Annotated in this window: 20 protein-coding genes and 1 pseudogene; 1 reads left to right on the top strand and 20 read right to left on the bottom strand. The window is 37.5% G+C overall.

From position 1 onward, the window contains the following. Nucleotides 1-58: 58 nt before the first annotated feature. The 5 genes from BW929_RS11850 to BW929_RS11830 all read right to left on the bottom strand — a co-directional run bounded on the left by BW929_RS11850 (nucleotide 59) and on the right by BW929_RS11830 (nucleotide 6529). Complete coding sequence (locus BW929_RS11850) at nucleotides 59-1804, bottom strand: phospho-sugar mutase (RefSeq protein WP_084566200.1); 1746 nt, start codon at nucleotides 1802-1804, stop codon at nucleotides 59-61. Between the two features lie 110 nt (nucleotides 1805-1914). Further along, nucleotides 1915-2616, bottom strand: a complete 702-nt coding sequence (locus tag BW929_RS11845; protein ID WP_076545703.1) for a hypothetical protein — start codon at nucleotides 2614-2616, stop codon at nucleotides 1915-1917. A gap of 118 nt (nucleotides 2617-2734) precedes the next feature. Then, nucleotides 2735-4510: an LPS-assembly protein LptD gene (locus BW929_RS11840; RefSeq protein ID WP_076545702.1), complete on the bottom strand. Its 1776-nt coding sequence runs from the start codon at nucleotides 4508-4510 to the stop codon at nucleotides 2735-2737. Nucleotides 4511-4588: 78 nt separating this feature from the next. Beyond that, nucleotides 4589-5521: a hypothetical protein gene (locus tag BW929_RS11835; protein ID WP_076545701.1), complete on the bottom strand. Its 933-nt coding sequence runs from the start codon at nucleotides 5519-5521 to the stop codon at nucleotides 4589-4591. Nucleotides 5522-5536: 15 nt separating this feature from the next. After that, nucleotides 5537-6529 carry a hypothetical protein gene (locus BW929_RS11830; protein WP_076545700.1) on the bottom strand — a complete coding sequence of 331 codons (993 nt, stop codon included), beginning with the start codon at nucleotides 6527-6529 and terminating at the stop codon, nucleotides 5537-5539. 163 nt (nucleotides 6530-6692) lie between these two features. Between BW929_RS11830 and BW929_RS11825 the strand changes: the two genes are divergently transcribed. Then, on the top strand, nucleotides 6693-7385 hold the full coding sequence (locus BW929_RS11825; protein WP_076545699.1) for a cytochrome c biogenesis CcdA family protein: 693 nt from the start codon (nucleotides 6693-6695) through the stop codon (nucleotides 7383-7385). A gap of 186 nt (nucleotides 7386-7571) precedes the next feature. On the opposite strand, the gene BW929_RS11820 is transcribed toward BW929_RS11825, so the two are convergent. The 15 genes and pseudogenes from BW929_RS11820 to BW929_RS15655 form a co-directional block, all read right to left on the bottom strand. Continuing rightward, nucleotides 7572-8306 (bottom strand): outer membrane protein, encoded by a 735-nt coding sequence (locus BW929_RS11820; protein ID WP_076545698.1) that lies wholly within the window; start codon nucleotides 8304-8306, stop codon nucleotides 7572-7574. 106 nt (nucleotides 8307-8412) lie between these two features. Next, a complete protein-coding gene (locus BW929_RS11815) occupies nucleotides 8413-10185 on the bottom strand; it encodes an S-layer homology domain-containing protein (RefSeq protein WP_327077776.1) in 1773 nt (590 codons plus the stop codon). A 368-nt stretch (nucleotides 10186-10553) separates the two neighbouring features. Next, nucleotides 10554-10967, bottom strand: a complete 414-nt coding sequence (ruvX, locus tag BW929_RS11810; RefSeq protein ID WP_076545696.1) for a Holliday junction resolvase RuvX — start codon at nucleotides 10965-10967, stop codon at nucleotides 10554-10556. Continuing rightward, the gene (locus BW929_RS11805) at nucleotides 10960-12273 is read right to left on the bottom strand and encodes a DUF3084 domain-containing protein (protein ID WP_076545695.1); all 1314 of its coding nucleotides are present in this window, start codon (nucleotides 12271-12273) and stop codon (nucleotides 10960-10962) included. Before BW929_RS11805 ends, ruvX begins: the two co-directional genes overlap by 8 nt. Nucleotides 12274-12281: 8 nt before the next feature. After that, the gene (locus tag BW929_RS11800; RefSeq protein ID WP_076545694.1) at nucleotides 12282-13382 is read right to left on the bottom strand and encodes an LptF/LptG family permease; all 1101 of its coding nucleotides are present in this window, start codon (nucleotides 13380-13382) and stop codon (nucleotides 12282-12284) included. A 15-nt stretch (nucleotides 13383-13397) separates the two neighbouring features. Next, nucleotides 13398-14117 carry an LPS export ABC transporter ATP-binding protein gene (gene lptB, locus BW929_RS11795; protein ID WP_076545693.1) on the bottom strand — a complete coding sequence of 240 codons (720 nt, stop codon included), beginning with the start codon at nucleotides 14115-14117 and terminating at the stop codon, nucleotides 13398-13400. Between the two features lie 4 nt (nucleotides 14118-14121). Continuing rightward, nucleotides 14122-14766 (bottom strand): LptA/OstA family protein, encoded by a 645-nt coding sequence (locus BW929_RS11790; RefSeq protein WP_076545692.1) that lies wholly within the window; start codon nucleotides 14764-14766, stop codon nucleotides 14122-14124. A 42-nt stretch (nucleotides 14767-14808) separates the two neighbouring features. Beyond that, nucleotides 14809-15381 (bottom strand): LPS export ABC transporter periplasmic protein LptC, encoded by a 573-nt coding sequence (gene lptC, locus BW929_RS11785; RefSeq protein WP_076545691.1) that lies wholly within the window; start codon nucleotides 15379-15381, stop codon nucleotides 14809-14811. Beyond that, the gene (gene lpxB / locus BW929_RS11780; protein ID WP_076545690.1) at nucleotides 15374-16519 is read right to left on the bottom strand and encodes a lipid-A-disaccharide synthase; all 1146 of its coding nucleotides are present in this window, start codon (nucleotides 16517-16519) and stop codon (nucleotides 15374-15376) included. The genes lptC and lpxB overlap by 8 nt, the downstream gene beginning before the upstream one ends. Beyond that, a complete protein-coding gene (locus tag BW929_RS11775) occupies nucleotides 16507-17343 on the bottom strand; it encodes an LpxI family protein (protein ID WP_076545689.1) in 837 nt (278 codons plus the stop codon). Before BW929_RS11775 ends, lpxB begins: the two co-directional genes overlap by 13 nt. A gap of 9 nt (nucleotides 17344-17352) precedes the next feature. Beyond that, complete coding sequence (gene lpxA, locus BW929_RS11770; protein ID WP_076545688.1) at nucleotides 17353-18171, bottom strand: acyl-ACP--UDP-N-acetylglucosamine O-acyltransferase; 819 nt, start codon at nucleotides 18169-18171, stop codon at nucleotides 17353-17355. Between the two features lie 21 nt (nucleotides 18172-18192). Beyond that, nucleotides 18193-18642 (bottom strand): 3-hydroxyacyl-ACP dehydratase FabZ, encoded by a 450-nt coding sequence (fabZ, locus tag BW929_RS11765; RefSeq protein WP_076545687.1) that lies wholly within the window; start codon nucleotides 18640-18642, stop codon nucleotides 18193-18195. A 1-nt stretch (nucleotide 18643) separates the two neighbouring features. Beyond that, complete coding sequence (gene lpxC, locus BW929_RS11760) at nucleotides 18644-19510, bottom strand: UDP-3-O-acyl-N-acetylglucosamine deacetylase (RefSeq protein ID WP_076545686.1); 867 nt, start codon at nucleotides 19508-19510, stop codon at nucleotides 18644-18646. A 60-nt stretch (nucleotides 19511-19570) separates the two neighbouring features. Beyond that, nucleotides 19571-20632 carry a UDP-3-O-(3-hydroxymyristoyl)glucosamine N-acyltransferase gene (lpxD, locus tag BW929_RS11755; protein WP_076545685.1) on the bottom strand — a complete coding sequence of 354 codons (1062 nt, stop codon included), beginning with the start codon at nucleotides 20630-20632 and terminating at the stop codon, nucleotides 19571-19573. Nucleotides 20633-21102: 470 nt separating this feature from the next. Beyond that, nucleotides 21103-21223: pseudogene (locus tag BW929_RS15655) on the bottom strand (transposase); the annotation flags it as partial. Between the last annotated feature and the right edge of the window lie 70 nt (nucleotides 21224-21293).

Here is a 21293-nt window from a genome sequence, read left to right as displayed (position 1 = left end):
TTTTATTTTTTTAATTCTGCCTCTTATTTTTCTATTACTCTTCTTGCATGCCAAATACTTAGAAGCTGTTCATTATCTCCTCAACTTCAGACATTAAATTCTCCTTAAATCCGGCCAGCACTTTTTCTGCTGTTGCCTGATCTTTTTCGCGAACTGCAAAATAAAATTTAAGTTTGGGTTCAGTTCCGGAGGGCCTAATAGTGAGTTTAGCATCACCTTCCAGTAAATATTGAAGCACATTTGATTTAGGCAGCTTTATTTCTTCTTCCTGATTTTCATCTAAATAATTAATTGTAGATAATTTATAATCCTTAACCACCTTAACCCTGCGGCCTGCTATTTTTTCGGGACTCTCTTCTCTCAGTCTGGCTATTGTTTTAGTTATTACTTCCTGACCTTCCTTTCCTTCCAGGCGAATCGACTCTAAATCTTCCAGATAATAACCAAATTCTTCTCGCAATTCTGCCAGACGCTCCAGCAGATTTGTTCCTTCTTCTTTATATTTTAGAGCCATAATTGCTGCCAGACCAGCGGCAACCGCAGCATCTTTATCGCGCGCATGTTTACCAATTAAATATCCGAGGCTTTCTTCAAAACCCAGAATAAATTCTTTTTCCCCTGATGCTTCAAACTCTGTAATTTTTTCTCCAATAAATTTAAATCCTGTCAGTACATCGAGTACTTCCACCCCGTACTCAGCAGCAATATCTAAAACCATATCTGTAGAAACAATTGACTTAACAATAACTCCATTATCAGGTAGCTTACCTGCTGCCTTTGCTTCTTTTAAAAGAAAATCAGCAAATAAAACACCTGTCTCATTCCCATTTAAAAACTGATAGTTCCCCTCCGCATCTCTAACTGCAGGTGCCATCCGATCACAGTCAGGATCAGTTGCAATAACCAGATCAGCTTCTTCTTCCTCAGCCAGCTTTAATGCTAGATCAAAAGCCTCTCTGTCTTCAGGGTTTGGACTTTCTACGGTAGAAAATTCTGAATCTCCATCTGATTGTTCTTCCACAAGATGCAGGTTAGAAAAACCTAAATCACTGAGAAGTTTTGGGATTACTGTACTGCCTGTTCCATGTAGTGGAGTATAAACCACTGATAAATTGCTGCCCTTCTCTGCTGCTAGATCTGTATCTGGTAAAATATCTATTAAAGTTTTTTGATAACTATCATCAACTTCGGCACCAATGTAATTTAATAATCCCTTATCAACTGCCTCCATCTCATCCATAGTTTTAACAATAGAAAAATCATCTATTTCTTCAATTTCAGCAATAATATCTCGAGCCTGCTCAGGTACTACCTGTCCCCCATCTTCCCAGTAGACCTTATAGCCATTATATTCCGGTGGATTATGACTGGCGGTAACTACTATGCCACCGATTGCATCTAATTCTCTAACTGCATAAGAAAGCTCCGGAGTTGCTCTCATTCCGGTAAATAAATATGTTTTGATGCCATTTGCAGCCAGCACAAGTGCTGCTTCCAGCGAAAATTCCGGCGAATTATGTCTTGAATCGTAGGCAATTACAACACCTTTTTCCTGACCATCATCACTGTAATTAATTATATAATTGGCCAGACCCTGAGTGGCTTTCCGGATCACATATTTATTAATTCTATTAGTTCCGGCCCCCATTTTTCCTCTCATACCACCTGTACCAAAATCAATATTTTTATAAAAGCGATCTTCAATTTCTGCTTCATCATCCTGGATGGCTTCCAGCTCTTCTTTTGTCTCCTTATCAAAATAGTCACTTAAAAGCCAATCGCGATATCTGGACATATAACTCAAAATTGATCAACTCCTTTGTTGATAAACGATCTAAAGTATTTATGCTACTCATTGAAAATATTATATCACAAATAATTTTTTTTATAAAGTTTTTAAAGAATTAAGAAAAATTAGAGTTTATATTTAAATTTCAAAGAAATTTTGCGGCCACTCTTATCAGTTCGACCGGAATTTTTCGTATTTATCTGCTGGTCAAACTGCAGCTTTGTGTCCAGATCAAGATTTTCGCTAAATTTCCAGCCCCACTTTAAGGAAACTCGATTCAATCGATAGTCATCTTCCGGACTGATCTTATATTCAGTCCACTGTCTTTGAAATAAAATTTCATAATCGTGTTTTTCATTTAAATCATACTGCAGTGTGTACTGCACTCGGGCCAGCTGATAGTCTTTTGTTTCCGCCTCCAGATAATCCTTATCTCGCAGCAAAAGTTTAAATCGATTGCGCAGTTTCTCAGTTAAATAAAAGGTATAATTACCCTCAACTTCTAAATTCAAATTATCATAGGTCTGACTCTGTTCATAAATGCGCTGCTGCCGTTGAGCTTTCAAATAATAATATTCACCTACAGCCAGCTTCTGTTTATATCGCAGCCACTGTTTGTTATACTGATAATAATCAACAATGTTATCTTCATTTTCTTCCAGGTCTCCCGGATCAGTATAAAGCCTATCTCCACTCTCAAAACTGCCACTAATTTCCGGCCTATAGTCCTTAGCTGCCACCGGGGCTGCATAAAAACCAGTTAAAGTCAAAGCAGAGAAAATTAAAAGAATAGAAACTATCAGAAAAGTTATTGTGTTCTTTTTCACAAAAATCACCCTTTTTCTTTATTTTTCACGATTAAAAGGAAAATTCCTGCAATTTTGTGAAAAAATATTCAAAACCCTGTCCTTTAATCAGACAGGGTTTTAATAAATTAGATTAGATTTAAATAGAAAGACCAAAATTAATACTTTTATCAACAAATTCATAGCCAATAAAAAAATCAAAACAGTCTTCTTTTTTTCTAAGTCGAAGGTTTATTTCGTCCCATTCTTCGCTAGATAAATCAAAACTGCCATCAGCCTCAAGTGCCCAGGCTGAATCTGGATAATCACCTCTGATATCTAGAGAAATTGAAGGTTTAAGCAATCTTTCCTCTTCTTCCCGATCATCGACTAATGGGGTACTGCCCATCACTCTATCCTGCCGATAAAAAAGGGCAGATTTAAAAAGCAACTTTTTATTTAATTGATTTCGATAGCGAAGACCGGTATTTAAAACCGAAAAGTGATAATTCTGATCATAGCCGCTCTGATAATGATCAAGTCGATAATTATGAGTTAAGTGGTAGGAGAAACCAGCTGGAAGCTGCCAGCTATTGTTGTAGTTTAAATTTAATCTGGATTTATTTAACTCTACTCCTCCATTTTCGACCCGTCCTGTCCCCAGGGAAGTTTTAAAAGAATAAAAAGCAGGAAATGAAAGTTCAAGATAAGGATAGTAATTGTAGTCTTCTCCTGCCACATATTTAAGATTCCAGTTAACAGCTGTCTGATTATGGCTTAAACTGTAATTTTCTTTAATCAGTTCTTCGCTATTATATTCTCTTCTCAAAGATGCATTGACCCCTGTCCCAAAGCGATAGTCAGCTGTATAAACTGTTTCAATTATTTCTTTCTGTTCCGGATCGTATTTCTTAAAAAGACCAGTTTTCAAACCACTTTCAAATTGGTAATTTGCCTCAACAAAATATCGATTGACCGGCTCTGCAGGCAGTAAATCTCGCAAAAGTCCTGCTTCCAAACTTAAATTGCCAGGAGTATAAAGCAGTGAACTTCTAAATTCTTTTTCTTCTTCGTCTAAAACCTCATCCTCAAAATCATAATCATAAAGATAATAATAACGATTTTTGAAACTTAAATTCTCAGTAAATCGCTGGATATTAAGATACTCTCTGCGTTCATCTCTTTCCTCTCCGGACCCTTCCCGCCAGTAATAAATTCGGCCGCTGTTAGAATCTCCAATCTGGTAGGGATAGGACAACTCAACTGTAACTCCTTTTTCAGCATCATAGCCGAATCTGGGCAGGGGAAAGGTGTTTCTAAGTTCTTCTCCCTCTTTTCCGTCAGGATCATAGGTAACAGAATAATATGGAAAGTAAAAAACAGGTATATTGGCTATGTAAGGAACTATATGATGAATAGTAATCGTATTATCAGGATTAATTCTGACCTCTTTAGCCTTAAAATGATAGTGCGCTTCCGGACGACTGCAGGGAGTAAATTCTGCTGACTGCATGACACCTTCTACTGGTGAAGCCGAAAGTATATTTAGCTCCGAACCAGAAAAATATATCTGGCCAACACTTCCTTTCGCATCGTAAAGACTTCCCGTTTCCAGTTGATAATTATACTCCAGGCTGTCACCCCGCAGATCATCTTTATCAGATTCAATTAAAACATTTTTATAAGCTTTTAACTTTTTATTTTCGGTATCAAGTTCAAATTTATCTGCTCTAACAGTAAAATCAGCTGATTTGAAAACAGGTGAACCTTCAAAAACTACCAGACCTGTTTGCTCAATAAAAGTAATTTCTTCTCCTTGAACAACATAATCTGCTGCAGATACTGAAAACGAAAGTAAAAAAAGAAAGGCAAAAACAAGCAGCAAAAATCCTCCAATTTGATTTAACTGACAATGTCTATAATTATTTTTCTGCAAGATTCTAACTCCTTTTCAAATCAGTTTTCTGCTCATCTAAAATAATATGAAAAAACCCGCCTTTCTGGCAGGTTAGATCTATTTTAAAACTATACCCCTAATTTCTTTTTCTTCAATCAGCTGGATATATAACTCTGAACCAGCAGGAATTGTCTCATCTTCACCTTCAACAAAATAACCGACAACTACTCCCGGCAAACCAAGAAGGGCCGTTCCCAGCACACTGGCACCAATAGCCAGTTTCTGTGATTCGTTCTCTTCTCGGGCCTCATCTTCAATTGCAACATCCAGTGAACTACCATCAATAGCAGTCAGTTGAGGAAAACCAATTTTAATGTCTCCATCCTGACCCATTTTCCCGGCTTCTTTAATTTCTGTAACTTCCAGCTCTCCTGTAGTACCTGCAGGTATGATTAAAACATCCCCAATTTTAATATCTTCTATCACCTGATAGGGAACTTTCTTACCCCGGCTGGCAGTTTTAGAATCAATTTCTTCCAGTAATTCGATCCTGATTAGCTGATCCTCTCTGCTTTTTACAAGCTGAATTGGCATTTCCCGCCCGCTGATTGTTAGCTGATAAAGCTCCTTAATCCTTTCTTTAAGTGGGCCTTCAGTAACTTGACCACTTACCATCTTCTCTAAATTACTGATCCGTTCAAGCAGATTAGATCTCCCGATTTCTCCACTTATTGCCCACTCAACTGTATTAAAGAGAAAAACAAGAGAAGGAGACTTTTCTGTTGTTTCAAAAAGATCTGAAATTATTTTTTCTGTTCTTTCGACAATGGATCCCGGCTGTTTTTTTTGATATAAACTCTGTTCAACATCACTAACCCGTTCTAAAATCGGCTTATCCGACACAGAACCATATAAAAGCCTTTCCGCATCTGCCAGACCATCGAGCGGGATAATTCCCGCAGCCTGCAGCTGGGAATAAGGCAAAATAGGTGTCATAATAATTGAAAATACTAAAATCAGTACTGTAATTTTTTTTATATTTATTGACAAAATACTGCACCATCCTTAAAAGTTTATTTCGAAAGAAGCACTAATATTTCTTTCGCTATCATCCTTATTTTCGTCATTTTCGATTAATTCATAACCAAGATTCAAACCATAATTTTCATCAAAAGTTACTCCCAGACCTAAATCCCAGGCTGTCTGAGATTTTAAAGTTGACTCCAGGTCCTCTGGGTTCAGCAGTTTATAGGAAGCACTAAAAGTTGCCAAATTATTAAAATCAAGCTCAACACCAGTTATTCTCTGAGTCAGTTCGTCATTTAAATCAATCTGATAGCTGGCTCTAATTGTTCCCATTGGGTCATTATACTGCAATCCAAAAACTGTAGTATCAGCATTTAAGTCATAATCATCATTAAATGTATTTAAATCATTATTTTCTATAAAATCAGCAGAAACTGTAAGCCGATCACTGGTTTGATAGGCAAGTCCCAGACTGCGCCGACTTTCATTTTCTTCTCTAAAAACTCTCTCAGAACTGGCAGGTGTTAATAGGTTTTCCTCACTGTTAATAGTAAGATTCGGATTGGCTTCCGAATCAACCGTGGAAGAATTTACACTCTGCACCTCCCACCATTCTCGGTTAGCAAGACTGTAACCTGCTCTAATCAGAGCTCGCGAGTTAATGGCATATTCAAGCTGCAGCTGGGTTTCACTAATGACTTCATCATCAATAATCTGCTGACTATAATCCGTATTAAAATTAAGATCAGATAAAAGCTGTAAACCTGTATTCTGCTGGCTTCCATTACCAGTAAGATTAAAGCTGCTGTTGTCTATTTCAATATCTTCGATGTTGGTTGTACTTTCAAACTGAGAAGCAATACCCAGCAGTTCTTCCCTGGCAGAATCGGAAAACGACTTTTCCTGAGACAGGTCCAGACTTTTAAGATTTTCTGTTTCAGGATCAGTATTGGTCTGATCTGCTTCCTTAGCCGAAATATTGAAAGTAAAAATTAACAAAATAATGGCAGTAAATATCAATACCCTCTTCATCTTTCCCTGCCTCCTTTCTTTTATAATTACACACTTTAATTATAACAGATCTGGCCTGAATAATCCAGATAAGAAAACCTTTTATTTTCCAATTTATTATATTTGTCTATTTCGATATAGTATTATATAATCTAATTAATAAAAATATATTTGAGGTGATCATATGTCAGCAGATATAGGTTTGATTGCAGCTCTTTCGGCAGGACTGTTATCTTTCTTTTCTCCCTGTATTTTACCATTAATACCGACCTACCTATCTTATCTGGTCGGTGATTATGCAAAAGCAAAAGAAAAAAATAAGAATATTTCAATTGTAATCTCTTCTCTCAGCTTTATTGCTGGTTTTACTATTATATTTATTTTGCTGGGCCTATCAGCCACATTTTTAGGCAAATTTTTAATTAGAAATCAGAATATCCTGACAAACATTGGCGGCATTATTATTATTATTTTTGGTCTTCATTTAACAGGAATTCTTGAAATAAGCTATTTCTATCGAGAAAAGAAATTTGAGTTACCGGATTATCTGCAGGGTAATTTACGTTCCTTTGTAATGGGATTAATTCTGGCCCTCGGTTGGACTCCCTGTATAGGACCTATTTTAAGTTCAATTCTGATCGCTGCCAGCACAAGGTCCAACATCATGGGAGGAGGATTGCTCCTTTTATTTTATTCCATTGGCCTATCAGTTCCTTTTTTCTTATCAGCAATTTTCATGGACTATCTCCTGCCAAAGTTAAAAGCTTTTAATAAGTATCTACCATTAGTAAACAAAATAACAGGAATATTACTAATTATTTTTGGATTTTTGATGATCAGTGGTTATCTGGAAGTTTTAAATAGAATGCTGCTTTAAATTTCCAGATCCCACCGCTGGAAATGAATTAAACTATGATTCAAATAAATTTGATGAAGCAGTAATAAAAAAATATAGAGATTTATTTTTGACTAATTAAATTATTGTTTAAAAGAGTAAAAAAGCCCTCAAGGCAGAATTATAGTCGCTGCCCCGGGGGCTTTTTCTTGTTTATTAATTTATCTTTTAGAAACTATATGTTAAACCAGCTGCATATGAAAATCCGTTACTGTAGATATTAGGATCTACCTCACCTGGGTCCTCATCTTCAATTTCCATATATAAATAATCAATATTTCCATTAAAAGACCAATTTTGAGCAAAAGAACGCTCATAACCTACTCCTAAGCGATAACTTATTGCATCCAAGTCATATTCATTATCATCAGCTACTCCTTTTGCTACAAAAACTGGACCACTAACTTTTTTTGTTTTAGTACCGTTATAAAATCCAATTCCACCTCTAGTAGACCAATTATTGTTTATTTGATATTTTGCTAAAGCTGCTAATCCATGCATTTTTACATCAAGTTCAGCTTCATGCTTAGAGGTGCCTGCTGATCCTCCTACTGCTGTAAGATCATAGGTTACATCAGCAGACCCTTCAACAGTACCAAAGATATACTCATAACGGAATTCTGTTGACCATTTATCATTTATCTCTTTTTCTGCACCAATAAAGAACATAGGAACCTTATCAATGTTATCCATTTCTTCTTTATTAGTTGAATCAATTAATAAAGGACTACCTTCAGCACTTAATACTTCATTAACTGAATCTACTTTAGCATTCCATTGATCTAAAGTTACAGTTGTAATTGATAATCCTCCAACAGCTTCCCAATCAGATGCAGCTGCACTTCCTGCTAACAACCCTACTATCATTAAGGCCATCATTAATATTATAATTTTATTCTTCACTTTTTAAATTCCTCCTATAGATTGTTATTTTTTTCCTATAAACATAGAAAACCCGAGGGAATAAATCCCCCGGGTTGTTTTTGTTTCTTTTAGCTATAAGCTATATTTAGAAGCTTACTGTTAAAGAAGTAGTAAGTGCATTACCTACACCTTCTGTTTCAGCAGCGTTAACTTCACCCATGATATACTTAGCTTCAGTATTCCATGTCATGTTATCAGCTAATTCCTTATCTAAAGTACCTTTTAGATAATTATATTTGATTACATTAGTACCATCGTTATCTTCATTTTTGTTAACTAAAGCAGCACCTAGAGTAGTTGTTTCGTTCCAAGCATACTCAGTACCTAATTCGATAACTGTAGTATTGTAACCATCTGTATAGGTATCATTCATTGTGTAAGATAATGAAGCATTGTTTGTAAAGTCACCATATACGTTATCTAAAGCAACTTCCACAGTACTCTTATCTTCAGGCTGATCATGGTCAACAAATGTATAGCCACCAGTAATTGTATTATTTTCATTTAATACATACTCAGCACCAACATTGAACATATTATAGTTATTAGACTCTTCTAAATCACCAGCATATGCTACAAAGTTTTCTCCTACAGTTTCTGCTTTACCTGTTAGAGTAAGTTCTTCAGTTGCAGCAAATTCAGCATTAACATTGAATAAATAGTCAGAGTCTTCACTAACAAATGGGTCAATATCTGAATCAACATTTGATACTGCGAACTCTCCACCCATAGTTACAACATCAGTTAGAGCTACATCAGATACAGCTAAGCCTAAAGCTGTAACATTGGCATTATACAATTCATCTACGCCATCATCATCAGCATCTGCATAATATTTTCTAGCTTGATATAGTCTTCCAGTTACATTACCAAATTCCATATCTTTTTCAGCTGTAACACCATAAATGTCAGATTCTGAATCTGTACCAAATCCACCTGCAACAAATGTCCAATCTGTATCTAGATAGTTAAGTGAAGCTGAAACACCTTCAACATCTTCTTCATCAACAAAGTATCTTGCAACACTGTAATCAGCATGGTCACCTAATGTGATAACTGCATCAGCATAGTTAACTGTCAACAAAGCACTATCCAACTGTAAATCTTGTTCACCTTGAGCTAAAGGAGCTACACCATAATTGTTGAGTGAATCTTCATTAGCAAACACGTTATTAATTGTATCAATATCTAAATTGAATTTAGCATCATTTAGATTACCATTCATATTAATTCCAATTTCTTGCCAGAAACGTTTTTCAGCAGGAAATTCATCTGGATCAGGACCATCTAAAGCATCTCCATCGTCCCATAAAGCAACTGTAGCTGCTTCTTCAGAAGCATCACCATAATTAGCTACTTCAAAAATAGTCTTGAACTCTCCACCAAACTCAATGTTATCCTGTGGAACGTCCATAGCGTCTACTTTAGCTTCTAATTCAGCCATATCTTTACCTAAAGCGTCAACGTCTGCGCCTAATACTTTAAGTTCAGCTTTTAATTCAAATGTTAAAGCATCAACGATATCTGCTACTTCTTCAGCCTGAGCATCAGTTAAGCTGTCCTGAGTGTTCTTTTCCATTAAGGACTTAACGATAGCAGTTACGTCTTCAGCCTGACCTGTAGTTAGACCTTCACCCATAGCGTCCATTTCTTCAGCCATAGCTTCTTGCTCAGCAACAATGTTGTCTAGAGCACGGCTAACCATAACAGCCATTTCGTAACGAGTCATGTTCTGGTCACCTTTGTATTCGCCATCAGGATAACCTTCAACGATACCAGCAGCAACCAGCTTGTTGATTGCATCATATGCCCAGTGATCACTTGGCACGTCAGAGAATGACTGTGCAAAGGTAGGCATAGCAAATGCTACAACTAACAGTAAAGCAATTGTAATTGTAAGTTTTTTCATTATTAAAATCCCCCTTGATTGTTATCTTTCTTTTTCTTTCGATATATAAGTTCTAATAACTTATGCAATCATAGAGGACATCCGAGCGAGTTACCTAGTTTCCTCTTCATCTGTCCAAAAGATTTTTAAATAAGCATCTTAGAACTCTTATAACTCTACAACTCCGCAGCTCTGGGGGGCACCTCCTTTCCGCCGCATTTTAGCGTCGAGTTTATAAGCATATTAAATTATCAATTTACAAATTAAATTATAACAGTAAACTAATCTACCTGTCAAATTTAATTTATTATTAATCCTCAAACATTATTGTAAAGCAATTACTTATTTTTGTCAAGTTTTTCGAGATATTTTTCACCAATAATTAAGGCTGCATAGTCATCCAGAGGTTTTTTTATCTTCCAGCTGACTATTTTTCGCAGCAGTTTTTCGTAATTAGACATTGGTTTTTCTGCCAGATATCGAGCCTGAGCTTCTTCGGTTGTATATTTTTCCTCAATCAGACTGATTTTAATTTTAGGATAGGCACCAGTCACTATTTCTCTCAACTCTTCAGCTCCGGTTCCATTACCAATTACAATTTCTTTAATCTGATAGTGATTAAAAATCTCATTTAGATGATCTAATAACACATTTTTTTTTATTATTGTTTTTTCTTTCTCACTTCCAGCAAAAGAGAGAACTGCTGCTCCTATCTTATCACGACCGGGATCCAGTGCTAATAATTCACTCATTATTATCCGCCTTTCTGCCAGTATTCTCAGACTCAGGATTCAGCTCTTCTAGATCAAATTTCAGATTATCATTTAGTCGATCCTGACGCCAGATATCAGCATCAGCATAAATACTGATCCGAACTTTGCCACTTGCAGCACGAACTCTGTTGACCAGATCATAAAACTGACTAAAGTTGATACTGCCTACCTGACCGGAATTATCCGGTAAAAGCCCCTGACTAATTGCTTTTTCATTTATATCCTGCAGCAGTGCTTCTAATTCAGTTTCAATTTCCTTACTGCTCTGTTCAGCACTAATTTCTCTGCTGCTAATTAACTGGCCCTGCTCAAAGACTTTAAAATCCTCATAAAGCTGGAAATTAGCATATAACCAGTCATTTTTAGGAACATTTACTCTTGCAATTAGAGAAACAATAACTCTACTGCCAGGCTCCATATTATAAATAATGCGGGCAGCATTTAAGATATCCTCTGTCTGCAGACGAAGTGCCATTCCAGTATCCTGATTAACTTCAATCTCTTTTTGAAGTGCCACCTTATTAGCTGCCTGCAGGTATTTATTTAAAGCAGAAATTGTCTCCTGCTCACTGCGTCCTCCCTCAAGAGTATCAGTGTAAACTACATCACCTTTCTGGTAGACCATATCTTCTCCCATATAGTAAATCACACCGGCCTGCAGCTGATTGGCAACTTCCCGCAATTTATCATAGTCAGCTTCCAGTTCCGATATTTGTTGCTGCAGATCGGACACCTGAGTTTCCAGCTCGTCTCGTTGAGAACTTAATTCGTTAACCCGGTTCTGCAGTTCATTTCTATTCTGACTCAATTCGTCCAGTTCCTTTTCCACGGCCGCTATCTCCTGATCGCGTTTTGCAATTTCTTTTTCGCGAGCCGCAATTTCAGCCTCTTTTTCCGTTATCTGCTGTTCTTTTGTTTCGATTTCCTGCTGCAAACCGGAAAGTTCCTGGTCCTTTTTATTAAGCTTCTTATCTTTAGCTGCCAGTTCCTGATCTTTATTTTGAAGTTCTTCATTCAAGTATTCCAGTCTTGTCAGCACATCATTAATATTGAATAAAGCCTGTCTCAACTCGGAATAAACTGCCAGCAAAATAGTAACAGAAAGAACGGCGATTAAAATACCTGTTACTATAGTTATAATAATCGAAGAATATCTGGGGCGGAGACCAAACAAAGATACCCGCTTTTTACCCATTTTCATACCAATTCGATCACCAATATAGGCTATTAAACCACTTAAAATTACTACCGCTGCTATTATAACAAATGCGTTAATGATCTCCACCTCCTTAATTACTGTCTCGTCGTCTTAATCAGCAGTCCAACACCAACAATAAATATCACTATATTCTGCAGCCAGGCACCCAACCAGGGCTGAATACTCCCCTGACTACCAAGAGCATCTCCAACTGTCATTAAAATATAATAAATAAAAATAATTATTATACTGATTCCAAAACCAGTTGCCGAACCGGCAGAACGTTGTGGTTTGATCCCCAGTGGCGCTGCCAGTAGAGCAAAAATAAAGCTTGCCAGCGGAATTGAAAATCGATGGTGCAGAGCTACCCGCTCTTCGTAGGCGGTCCTACCCTGCTCCTCCTTAAGTGCAATATGCTCACTTAATTCCCTAATATTCATCTCGTCTATACTCTTGCCGAGTTTTCCAGCCTGTGTTGGAGAATGAATCTCCTCCCGGGAACGATAGGTACTGAACTCCAGCGCCGGCTGCCGATTATTTCGATCCAGAAAATATACTGTGCCATTATAAAAATGCCAGCCATCACTCAGCCATTCTGCACGCTCTGCTTCCAGAACACTGTCCGGACTGCCATCCTCAAAACTCTGAACAACCACATCTTCCATCATACCACTTTCGCCATTAAAACTGTGTGCATAGAGTATATAATCCGGTCTGCGGGTACTGCTGTCCATAGGAGTCAAAAATAAATCATACTGAGTTTTCGGTCTCTGCTCACCATGACGAGCCTGATACATTATCTGCTCTGCCTGGTAATTGGCATTAGGAACCAGAAACTCGGTAATGGCAACTGTAACCCCACTGGTTACCAGTCCCATAATGAGGGCCGGTAAAACTAGAGAAAGGATACTCACCCCTCCGGCTCTCATGGCTGTAATCTCACTATCACCCGAAAGTCGGTTGTAAGCCATAATTGTTCCCAGTAGAGAAGCCATGGGAAAGGTTAAAACTATAATCTCCGGCAGACTCAAAAAGAAAAGTCTGATTAAAGTAAAAACATCCACTCCCCACTGAGTATAAAACTCTGTCAGATCAAAAATTAAATCAGTTCCGATAAAAATACCTGTAAAAGCTGCCACACCAAAGAAAAAAGGTGCAATCAATTCTTTATAAATGTATTTATTAATTGTCTTCAAAAAAGATGCACCTCTCTAAATTTTAAATTTGTCGCCAAGATAGAATTTGCGAGCCTGCTCATTTTGGGCTATTTCTTCTGAAGTTCCAGAAAGCAAGATTTTGCCTTCGTGCATAATATAGGCGCGATCTGTAATCGAAAGAGTCTCTCGCACACTGTGATCAGTAATTAAAACACCAAGACCTCGTTTTTTGAGATAGCGGATTATTTCCTGAATATCATTAACTGCAATCGGATCTACTCCTGCAAAAGGCTCATCTAGAAGAATAAAAGCAGGATCTGCCGCCAGGGCTCTGGCTATTTCCACCCGGCGTCTTTCGCCACCGGAAAGCTGAAATCCCTTACGATTTCTTAAACCTTCAATATGAAACTCCTGCAGCAGCTCTTTAATATTTTTTTCAATCTCTTTTTTATCTAAATCTCGATATTCCAGAATTGCCTTTAAATTCTCACCCACTGTCAATTTACGAAAAATGGAAGCCTCCTGGGGTAAATAACCTATCCCGAGCCGGGCACGTTTGTAAACAGGCAGATTAGAAATATTATGTTCATCAAAAAATATCTGGCCACCATCCGGATTAATCAAACCTAAAATCATATAAAAAGTAGTTGTTTTACCAGCCCCATTAGGGCCCAAAAGCCCAACAATCTGGCCGCGATCCACCTTAAGGTCAACCTCATTGACTACTCTTTCTTTATTGTATTCTTTAATTAAACCCTGAGCTTTGATAGTCATCTAATTACTCCCCCGCTGTCTCACTGCCGCTGCCTGCAGCAGAATTTTCTTCACTAAAGCGCAGAGTAGCCTGACCTGTAAGTTTTACCTCATCGGTCTTTTGATTAACTTCTGCTGCCTGAGAATTAAAGGATTCTCCGTTCCGCTCACCTTTAACATTACCTTTTAAAGAAATTAACTCTCGATCAAGATAATAAATTATTTGGTCGGCCTCAGCCCAAAAATTATTATATTCCAGATAGGCATTACCCAGAACTTCAATTCTATCTTCAGCTCGATAAATATCAATTTGATCTGCCTGCAGCAGAGAATTTTCGCCTCTTACTTCAGCTTCTTTAGTTAAATGAAAAATCTGGTCAGACAGATTTCCAGTTAGCTCAACTGCTTCAGCCTCAAATTCCTGATAAAAAAGTTGAACATTTTTTCTGAATTCAACTTCTCCATTATAACGACGGTATATACCTTCATCCTCAGCTGTAATGCGCAGCTCATCGTAGACAAATTCTACATTACCGGTAGCCTTAAAAATCTGGCCCTGAGCAGTCTGTTCCAGATTAAGATTATCACCATTTAATTCCCTGACTGCAGCTGCATTAGCAGTAAGGGCCAGTATAAATATTAATAAAAAGAATAAAATTTTTTTCTGCATCATAATTGCTCCTCAATTAAAATAATCATTAAATTAATCCCACTACTCCGCTGTCAGATCTGAAAAATCAACTGCAGCCTGTTTATTATCTCCTCTGAGTTTTAAATCTTTTAAATTAAGATCTGAGCTAAAACTGCTGGCGGTAGATTGAAATTCACTGCCTTTAATCTCAACCGAACCTCGCCCTTCCAAAAAATTGCGATCTAAATAATAATCAAGTTCCTCAGCTTCAATATAATAACGATCACTCTCGATAACTACATTACCGCGAATCTCAAGATAATTTTTACTGCTGTAATAAATAGCAAAATCCCCTTTGAGAGTATATAACAGTTGGTCATCATTGAGAGAATAGACTTCTGCCTCAACCGGTTTTAACTCCATTCGCTGATTCTCTTTATAATTTTTAAGATTTTCACTCTCTAACTTTAGCTCGTGCTGCTGCTGGTTATTAAAAATACTAAAATTTACCTCTTCCAGTTCCTCCTCGGGCAGCGCCTGATTTTCGGCAGGCGGTTCAGGTGGAATAATTGGATTTTTTTCCAGACTAAAATAAAGAGAAAAAATAATAATAATAAAAATAAAGAGCGCTAAAAAAATACTCTTTCTATCCACGATTTTTTAGCCCTCCTTCTCTAAGCAGTAAATCTGCTGTTTTTTTCACTGCACCTCCACCACCAAGCTTGTGGCGTACCGTCTGCAGTTCCTTTTTTATTTTTTTTAATTCTTCTTTATTATTCAGCCAGTTCAACGAAAGTTCAGCAATTTTTTCTGCCTCAAAATCATTCTGCAGCAGCTCCGGCACTACTTCTGCTCCGGCAATAATATTAGGCAGGCCGACAAATTGAACTTTAAAAAGATATTTAGCAAGCAGATAAGTAGTTAGAGCTGCCTGATAACAGATTATCTGAGGTGTATTTAATATGGAAGCCTCCAGAGTTGTGGTTCCCGATGCCGAAATTATAAATTCTGAAATCTGCATTAACTGATAATTGTTTTTTTGAATAATCTTTAGCTCAAGATCAAATTTATTAATAAAAGAATTTAAATACTCCAGTTCAATCCCGTCTGCAGCAGAAAGCAGAAATTCAAGCTCCGGCTTTTTAGCTTTTATTTTCCGGACTGCTTTTAGCATTTCCGGCAGCAGAGATTCAATTTCTCCCCGACGGCTGCCCGGAAAAAGAGTAATTATCGGTTTTTGATGATCAATTTTTAAATCTTTTTTAATTTCAGCCTCAGATTTTTCCACTTCTACAATATCCACCAGGGGATGACCGACAAAAGTGACTTCTGCTCCTGCCTGGCGATAAACATCTCTCTCCATTGGGAAAACAGCTGCAATATGAGTACCATAAGAAGCCATCTTGCTGGCTCGCCGCTTATTATAAACCCAGGCAGATGGCGGGAAATAATTGACTGCCTTAATCCCTTCCTGACTGCAGGCTTTAGCTAGCTTCATGTTAAAAGCTGAATAATCGACCAGAAAAACAAGATCCGGTTTTCGTTCTCTGAGCAGCTTTTTCATTTGTCTGAGATGCTTAAAATGAGTTTTTAGATTTTTTAAGGCCTCTATATAGCCAATAGTACTAATTTTAGTAGGGTCAATTAAAATCTCCGCTCCTATTTCTTTAAGCGCAGTTGAGCCCATACCAAAAATTTGAATACTATCATTTACTTCTTTTACTTTTTTTAGGACTGCAGCAGCGTGCATATCTCCCGATATCTCGCCTGCAGAAACCATTATTTTTGCCAAGGTAGAATTAACTCCCCTTCTTTATATTCCGCGGCAGCAATTACAATTCCGTTGGCAGCTGCTCTGCGGCAAAATTCCTCTTTATTTAAAACAAAAGTTTTTTCTGCTTCGATAATTAAAGCAGCTGCCTCAGCTGCAATTAAATTATCCAGCGTCTTTAAACCAACTGTTGGTAGGTCAAAGCGAAGATCCTGACTTTTTTTACTGCATTTAGCCATAACTACTCCCGGGCCACCAAATTTTGCCGCCCGTTTTATGGCCTCATCTGTTCCTTCAATTGCCTCCAGGGCCATTACAGCTCCATCTTTAATTAAAGCTGTCTGGCCGATATCAAAACGACCGAGATTAAAAGCAGTCTCAAAAGCAAAGATTAGATCTTTTTTTAAATCAGCTTCCACTTGACCGGCCAGAACTCCTGCCTCTGCCAGCTGATCTTCTAAAAGATAAGTCTGAGGTAGAATCTTGACTCCCGAATTTATAAATTCCAGTGCCAGAGCTCCTAAAATTGTGTCATCATTTAAATCAGGCAGCTGTACCAAAAGCTGCTTCAGCTTCTGATCTGGATTAAAATCAGCAAAAAGATGTGTTTTCTTAATCTTGCCCAGCCAGATAGCCTCTTCAATTTTTTCTTTCTCTAAAAGCTGCAAAATTTCCTCCAGTCGGGTTAAATTAACCGTATATTCTGCACAGTCTAAATCAGAGAATTCAGCTGTGATTTCTTCAGCTATTTTTATAACAATAAAATTTTCTCCGGCAGCCTGAGCCTTCTCAGCCCAGAGCCGCGGCAGATCACCCCAACCTGCAATCAGAGCTTTTTTAGTCATCGATGACACCTACCGGCAGATTCCGCGGCTTGCATTACGTAAAAAGCGCAGAAAATGCTCAATTTCCTCACTGGCATCCAGCTCCTGATCCATTTTTTCAATTGCTTCATCAATATTTAGCTTGGAACGATAAAGAGTTTTATAAGCTCTTTTAATCTCTCCTCGCATATCAGGACTGACCCCATTGCGTCTTAACCCAATAACATTAATCCCATTGACTCCTGCTGGATGTCCGTCAACTAAAATGTAGGGTGGAACATCCTTTACTACTTTAGAGTGAGCACCAACCATACTCATCTTTCCGATACGTACAAACTGATGCACTCCAACCATACCAGCAATTACAGCATGGTCTTCAATTACTACATGGCCGGCCAGATTGGTAGCATTAGACATTACAATATTGCTGCCCAACTGACAGTCATGTGCTACATGACAGTAAGCCATTAGTAAGTTATCATTTCCAATTCTTGTCTCCCCGCCGCCATCAGCGGTCCCCCGGTGAATAGTAACATTTTCTCTAATGGTATTGTTATCTCCAATAAAAAGATAACTTTTTTCTCCATCAAATTTTAAATCCTGGGGCTCAAAGCCTATAGAAGCCCCATGGAATATTTCATTATTTTTACCAATTTGTGTCCAGCCCTTAACCACGACGTGAGGTCCAATCACAGTTCCCTCACCGATTTCGACATTTTCGCCAATAATAGCATAGGGGCCAATTTCAACATTTTTCCCAATTTTGGCTCCAGGAGCAACAATTGCTGTCTCATGAATATTGCTCATGTGAAGCACTTTTCCTTTTTTTTCAGCTGCCAAGACTATCATTCCCCTTCCAGAATTTTATCTCTATTTCTCCTCAAAAGTAAACATCATTTCTGCTTCTGCAGCAAGATTATCGCCCACATAAGCCTCTCCTCGAACCTTAGATACTCTTTTGCGCAATCTCACTATTTCCACCTTGATTCTTAATTGATCTCCAGGCTTAACAGGTGTTCTAAACTTAGCCTTATCAATACTCGTAAAAATAGGAAGCTTATCTTCCATATCTTCAAAACTATAATAAATTAAAATTCCTGCTACCTGAGCCATCGCCTCGACTATCAACACTCCGGGCATTATTGGGTGATCAGGATAGTGTCCCAGGAAAAACTCTTCATTAATTGTTACATTTTTAATCCCAACAATAGATTCCTTTTTATGCACTTCTTCGATTCTATCTACTAATAACAAAGGATAGCGATGGGGTAAAATTGACCTGATTACACCAATATCAATAATTTCATTTATCTCACTCAAATTAATTTTCCTCCTCAAGCATTTTTTCTCTAATCTTCTCCGCCAGCCTGACATGAAGTCTGTGACCTGATTTTACGGCTATTATATGGCCCATAATTCTGCCATTTAAAAACATATCTCCAATAACATCGAGAATTTTATGTCTTACAAACTCATTTTCAAATCTGAGTGGATTTACTGTTTTCTTCTCTTCGATTAAAACAGCATTTTGCAAACTTCCGCCCAGCGCCAGCCCCTGTTCATGCAGCTTTTCCACTTCGGCAGCAAAGCCAAAAGTTCTGGCTCTGGCGATTTCTTCTCCAAAACTAATTTTATCAGTATCGAATTCAAAATAACTACTTCCAATTACTGGATGCTGATAATCCAGAGTATAGGAAACCTTAAAACCTTCATAAGGGAGAATGGTGATATAAGATTCTTCCTCACGAGCATAAATCGGAGACTCAACTTTAAAAATCTTTCTCTGTTCCTGCTGATCTTTCAGTCCAGCCGCCAGAATCTGCTGGTAATAAGGATAGGCACTTCCATCAATAACTGGAACCTCGGGGCCGGAAACTTCGATTTTTAAATTGTCAATTCCACTGCCCCAGATTGCCGCCATTAAATGTTCAATTGTACTAACTTTAGCTTCTTTAATTTCTCTACTACCAATTGTAGTATTTCTTACCAGATTAACTACCGCCCCCGGCTCTGCCTTCAATTTTAATTGATAATCTAAATCAGAACGAAAAAAAACTATTCCCGTATTAACCGGAGCTGGTTTTAATTTAATTTCAGCATCTTTGCCCGAATGCAGGGCAATCCCTTTAATTTCAATCTCTTCATTTAGTGTCTTTTGTTGTCCTTTTTCTATATACAAAACTGTCATCCTTTCATTAAAAGCCTTTCAATAGTTTATTATATATTTATTGACTTTATAATTCAAGGATTATTTATTTTCCAGTTCCTCCAGTTTCTTTTCCAATTTCTTTATTTTATCTATATATTTAGGCAGGCGACGTAAATAAGCCTGTTCCTTAAGAGCTTCTCTGTGTGATTGGGCCGGGGCACCAGAAATAAAATCGCCTTTATTGGTAGGAGAAGTAACCATTGCTCTGGCAGCTGCAGTTGTATTATCTGCCAGTTTGATATGGCCAACAACTCCCGACTGTCCTCCCAGAGTTACCCGCCGCCCCAACTTTGTACTTCCAGCTACACCGGTATGAGCTACCAGCAGAGATTCTTCACCTACTTCAACATTATGACCAATCTGAATTAGATTATCCAGCTTACTGCCTTTTCTAATAATTGTCGGTCCACTTGCTCCTCTATCAATAGTAACATTAGCACCAATCTCCACCTCAGACTCAATAATCACATTACCCTGCTGGGGAATCTTATGGTGTCCACTTTCGTCTGTAGCAAAACCAAAACCATCAGAACCAATTACAGCACCGGATTGAATTATAACTTCATCCTCAATTATTGTTCCTCTTTCGATAATCACTCCTGGATGCAAAAGACAGTTGCTGCCAATTTTGACATCCGGTCCTATAATCACTCCTGGTGCAAGAATAGTATTCTCAGCAATCTCTACATTCTCTGCAATTACCACGCCGGGATGAATAGAAAGATTTTCTGACAGCTTAACCGAATCATCGATCACTGCTTTCTCGGAAATTTCTCCACTGGCATATGGTCTTGGTGTCAGCAGATCAGCAATCTGAGCATAAACTCTTCTGGGATTATCTGTCAGCAAAAATGTTTTCTCAGCTTTTATTTCTAAATCAAGCTCTTCGCAAATCTGATAACTGCTGACAATTACCGCAGCCTCTGATTTTAAAGCCTGAATTAAATATTCTTTTTGATCAGCAAAGGTAACAGAATTAGCTAAACTTTCTTCTATCCCCCTTGCATTATCAACCTCTAACTTTTTATTTCCCTTAATTTCTGAATCTGTAATCACTGCTAATTCTTCAACTTGATAACTATTTTTCTTGGCTGCTGTCAATTTTATATTATCCCCCTTAAGATTAACAATAATTTATTTCACTAGCATTGCATAAAAATATTTAAGCATTGTCAAATTTAAGTTATAGATAAAGTATACTATCTACAGAATATTCAGTCACAACCTTATCCATTTTTAAGAAAAAGAGATAATGGAGTACTAATAGATAGTCTTCATCCACATTTTACCATAATATATTTATTCTTTTTACAGAATCACTGGATTTAATTCTGTTGAATATAAAAACTCTGTTTCTCCTGCCATCACCTGCCTTTCGGTTAGCTGATAGATTTTTTCGTAATCTATCACTCTTCGACCTTTAGAAGTGCGTGATGGTGGTCGATTTATCTTTCTGATAAAAGCTTTTAGACTTTCAAACTTACAGGCTCTAAAATACTTTAGTACTTTAAATAAGCTCTTATCTGTATTGGCTTCTCTTTTTAAAAGAGTTAGCAATACAAAGCTGATTAAAGCAGTAAATATCTGTGATTTAACAGCATTTTCACTGTGTCCATAAAAGACTTTAACATGCAGATGCTGCTTGATCCACTTAAAGAAAATCTCTATCTGCCAGCGATCTCTGTAGTATCTGCTGATTAATACAGCAGAATGTTTAAAGTCGTTTGTAATTAATTTAACTGTACTGCCAGGATTCTCTCTG

Origin of the sequence: Halanaerobium kushneri, from assembly GCF_900156285.1 — a bacterium.
GTDB classification, from domain to species: Bacteria; Bacillota; Halanaerobiia; order Halanaerobiales; family Halanaerobiaceae; genus Halanaerobium; species Halanaerobium kushneri.
The sequence above is the reverse complement of the archived record's forward strand: the minus strand, read 5'-3'. Positions and strand labels throughout refer to the sequence as shown.

Bases quoted from the DNA above. Each gene is read 5' to 3' on its own strand.
- BW929_RS11830 (WP_076545700.1), bottom strand. From the start codon at position 6,529: ATGAAGAGGGTATTGATATTTACTGCCATTATTTTGTTAATTTTTACT.
- BW929_RS11825 (WP_076545699.1), top strand. From the start codon at position 6,693: ATGTCAGCAGATATAGGTTTGATTGCAGCTCTTTCGGCAGGACTGTTA.
- BW929_RS11815 (WP_327077776.1), bottom strand. From the start codon at position 10,185: ATGCCTACCTTTGCACAGTCATTCTCTGACGTGCCAAGTGATCACTGG.
- ruvX (WP_076545696.1), bottom strand. From the start codon at position 10,967: ATGAGTGAATTATTAGCACTGGATCCCGGTCGTGATAAGATAGGAGCA.
- lptB (WP_076545693.1), bottom strand. From the start codon at position 14,117: ATGACTATCAAAGCTCAGGGTTTAATTAAAGAATACAATAAAGAAAGA.
- BW929_RS11790 (WP_076545692.1), bottom strand. From the start codon at position 14,766: ATGCAGAAAAAAATTTTATTCTTTTTATTAATATTTATACTGGCCCTT.
- BW929_RS11775 (WP_076545689.1), bottom strand. From the start codon at position 17,343: ATGACTAAAAAAGCTCTGATTGCAGGTTGGGGTGATCTGCCGCGGCTC.
- lpxA (WP_076545688.1), bottom strand. From the start codon at position 18,171: ATGATAGTCTTGGCAGCTGAAAAAAAAGGAAAAGTGCTTCACATGAGC.
- lpxC (WP_076545686.1), bottom strand. From the start codon at position 19,510: ATGACAGTTTTGTATATAGAAAAAGGACAACAAAAGACACTAAATGAA.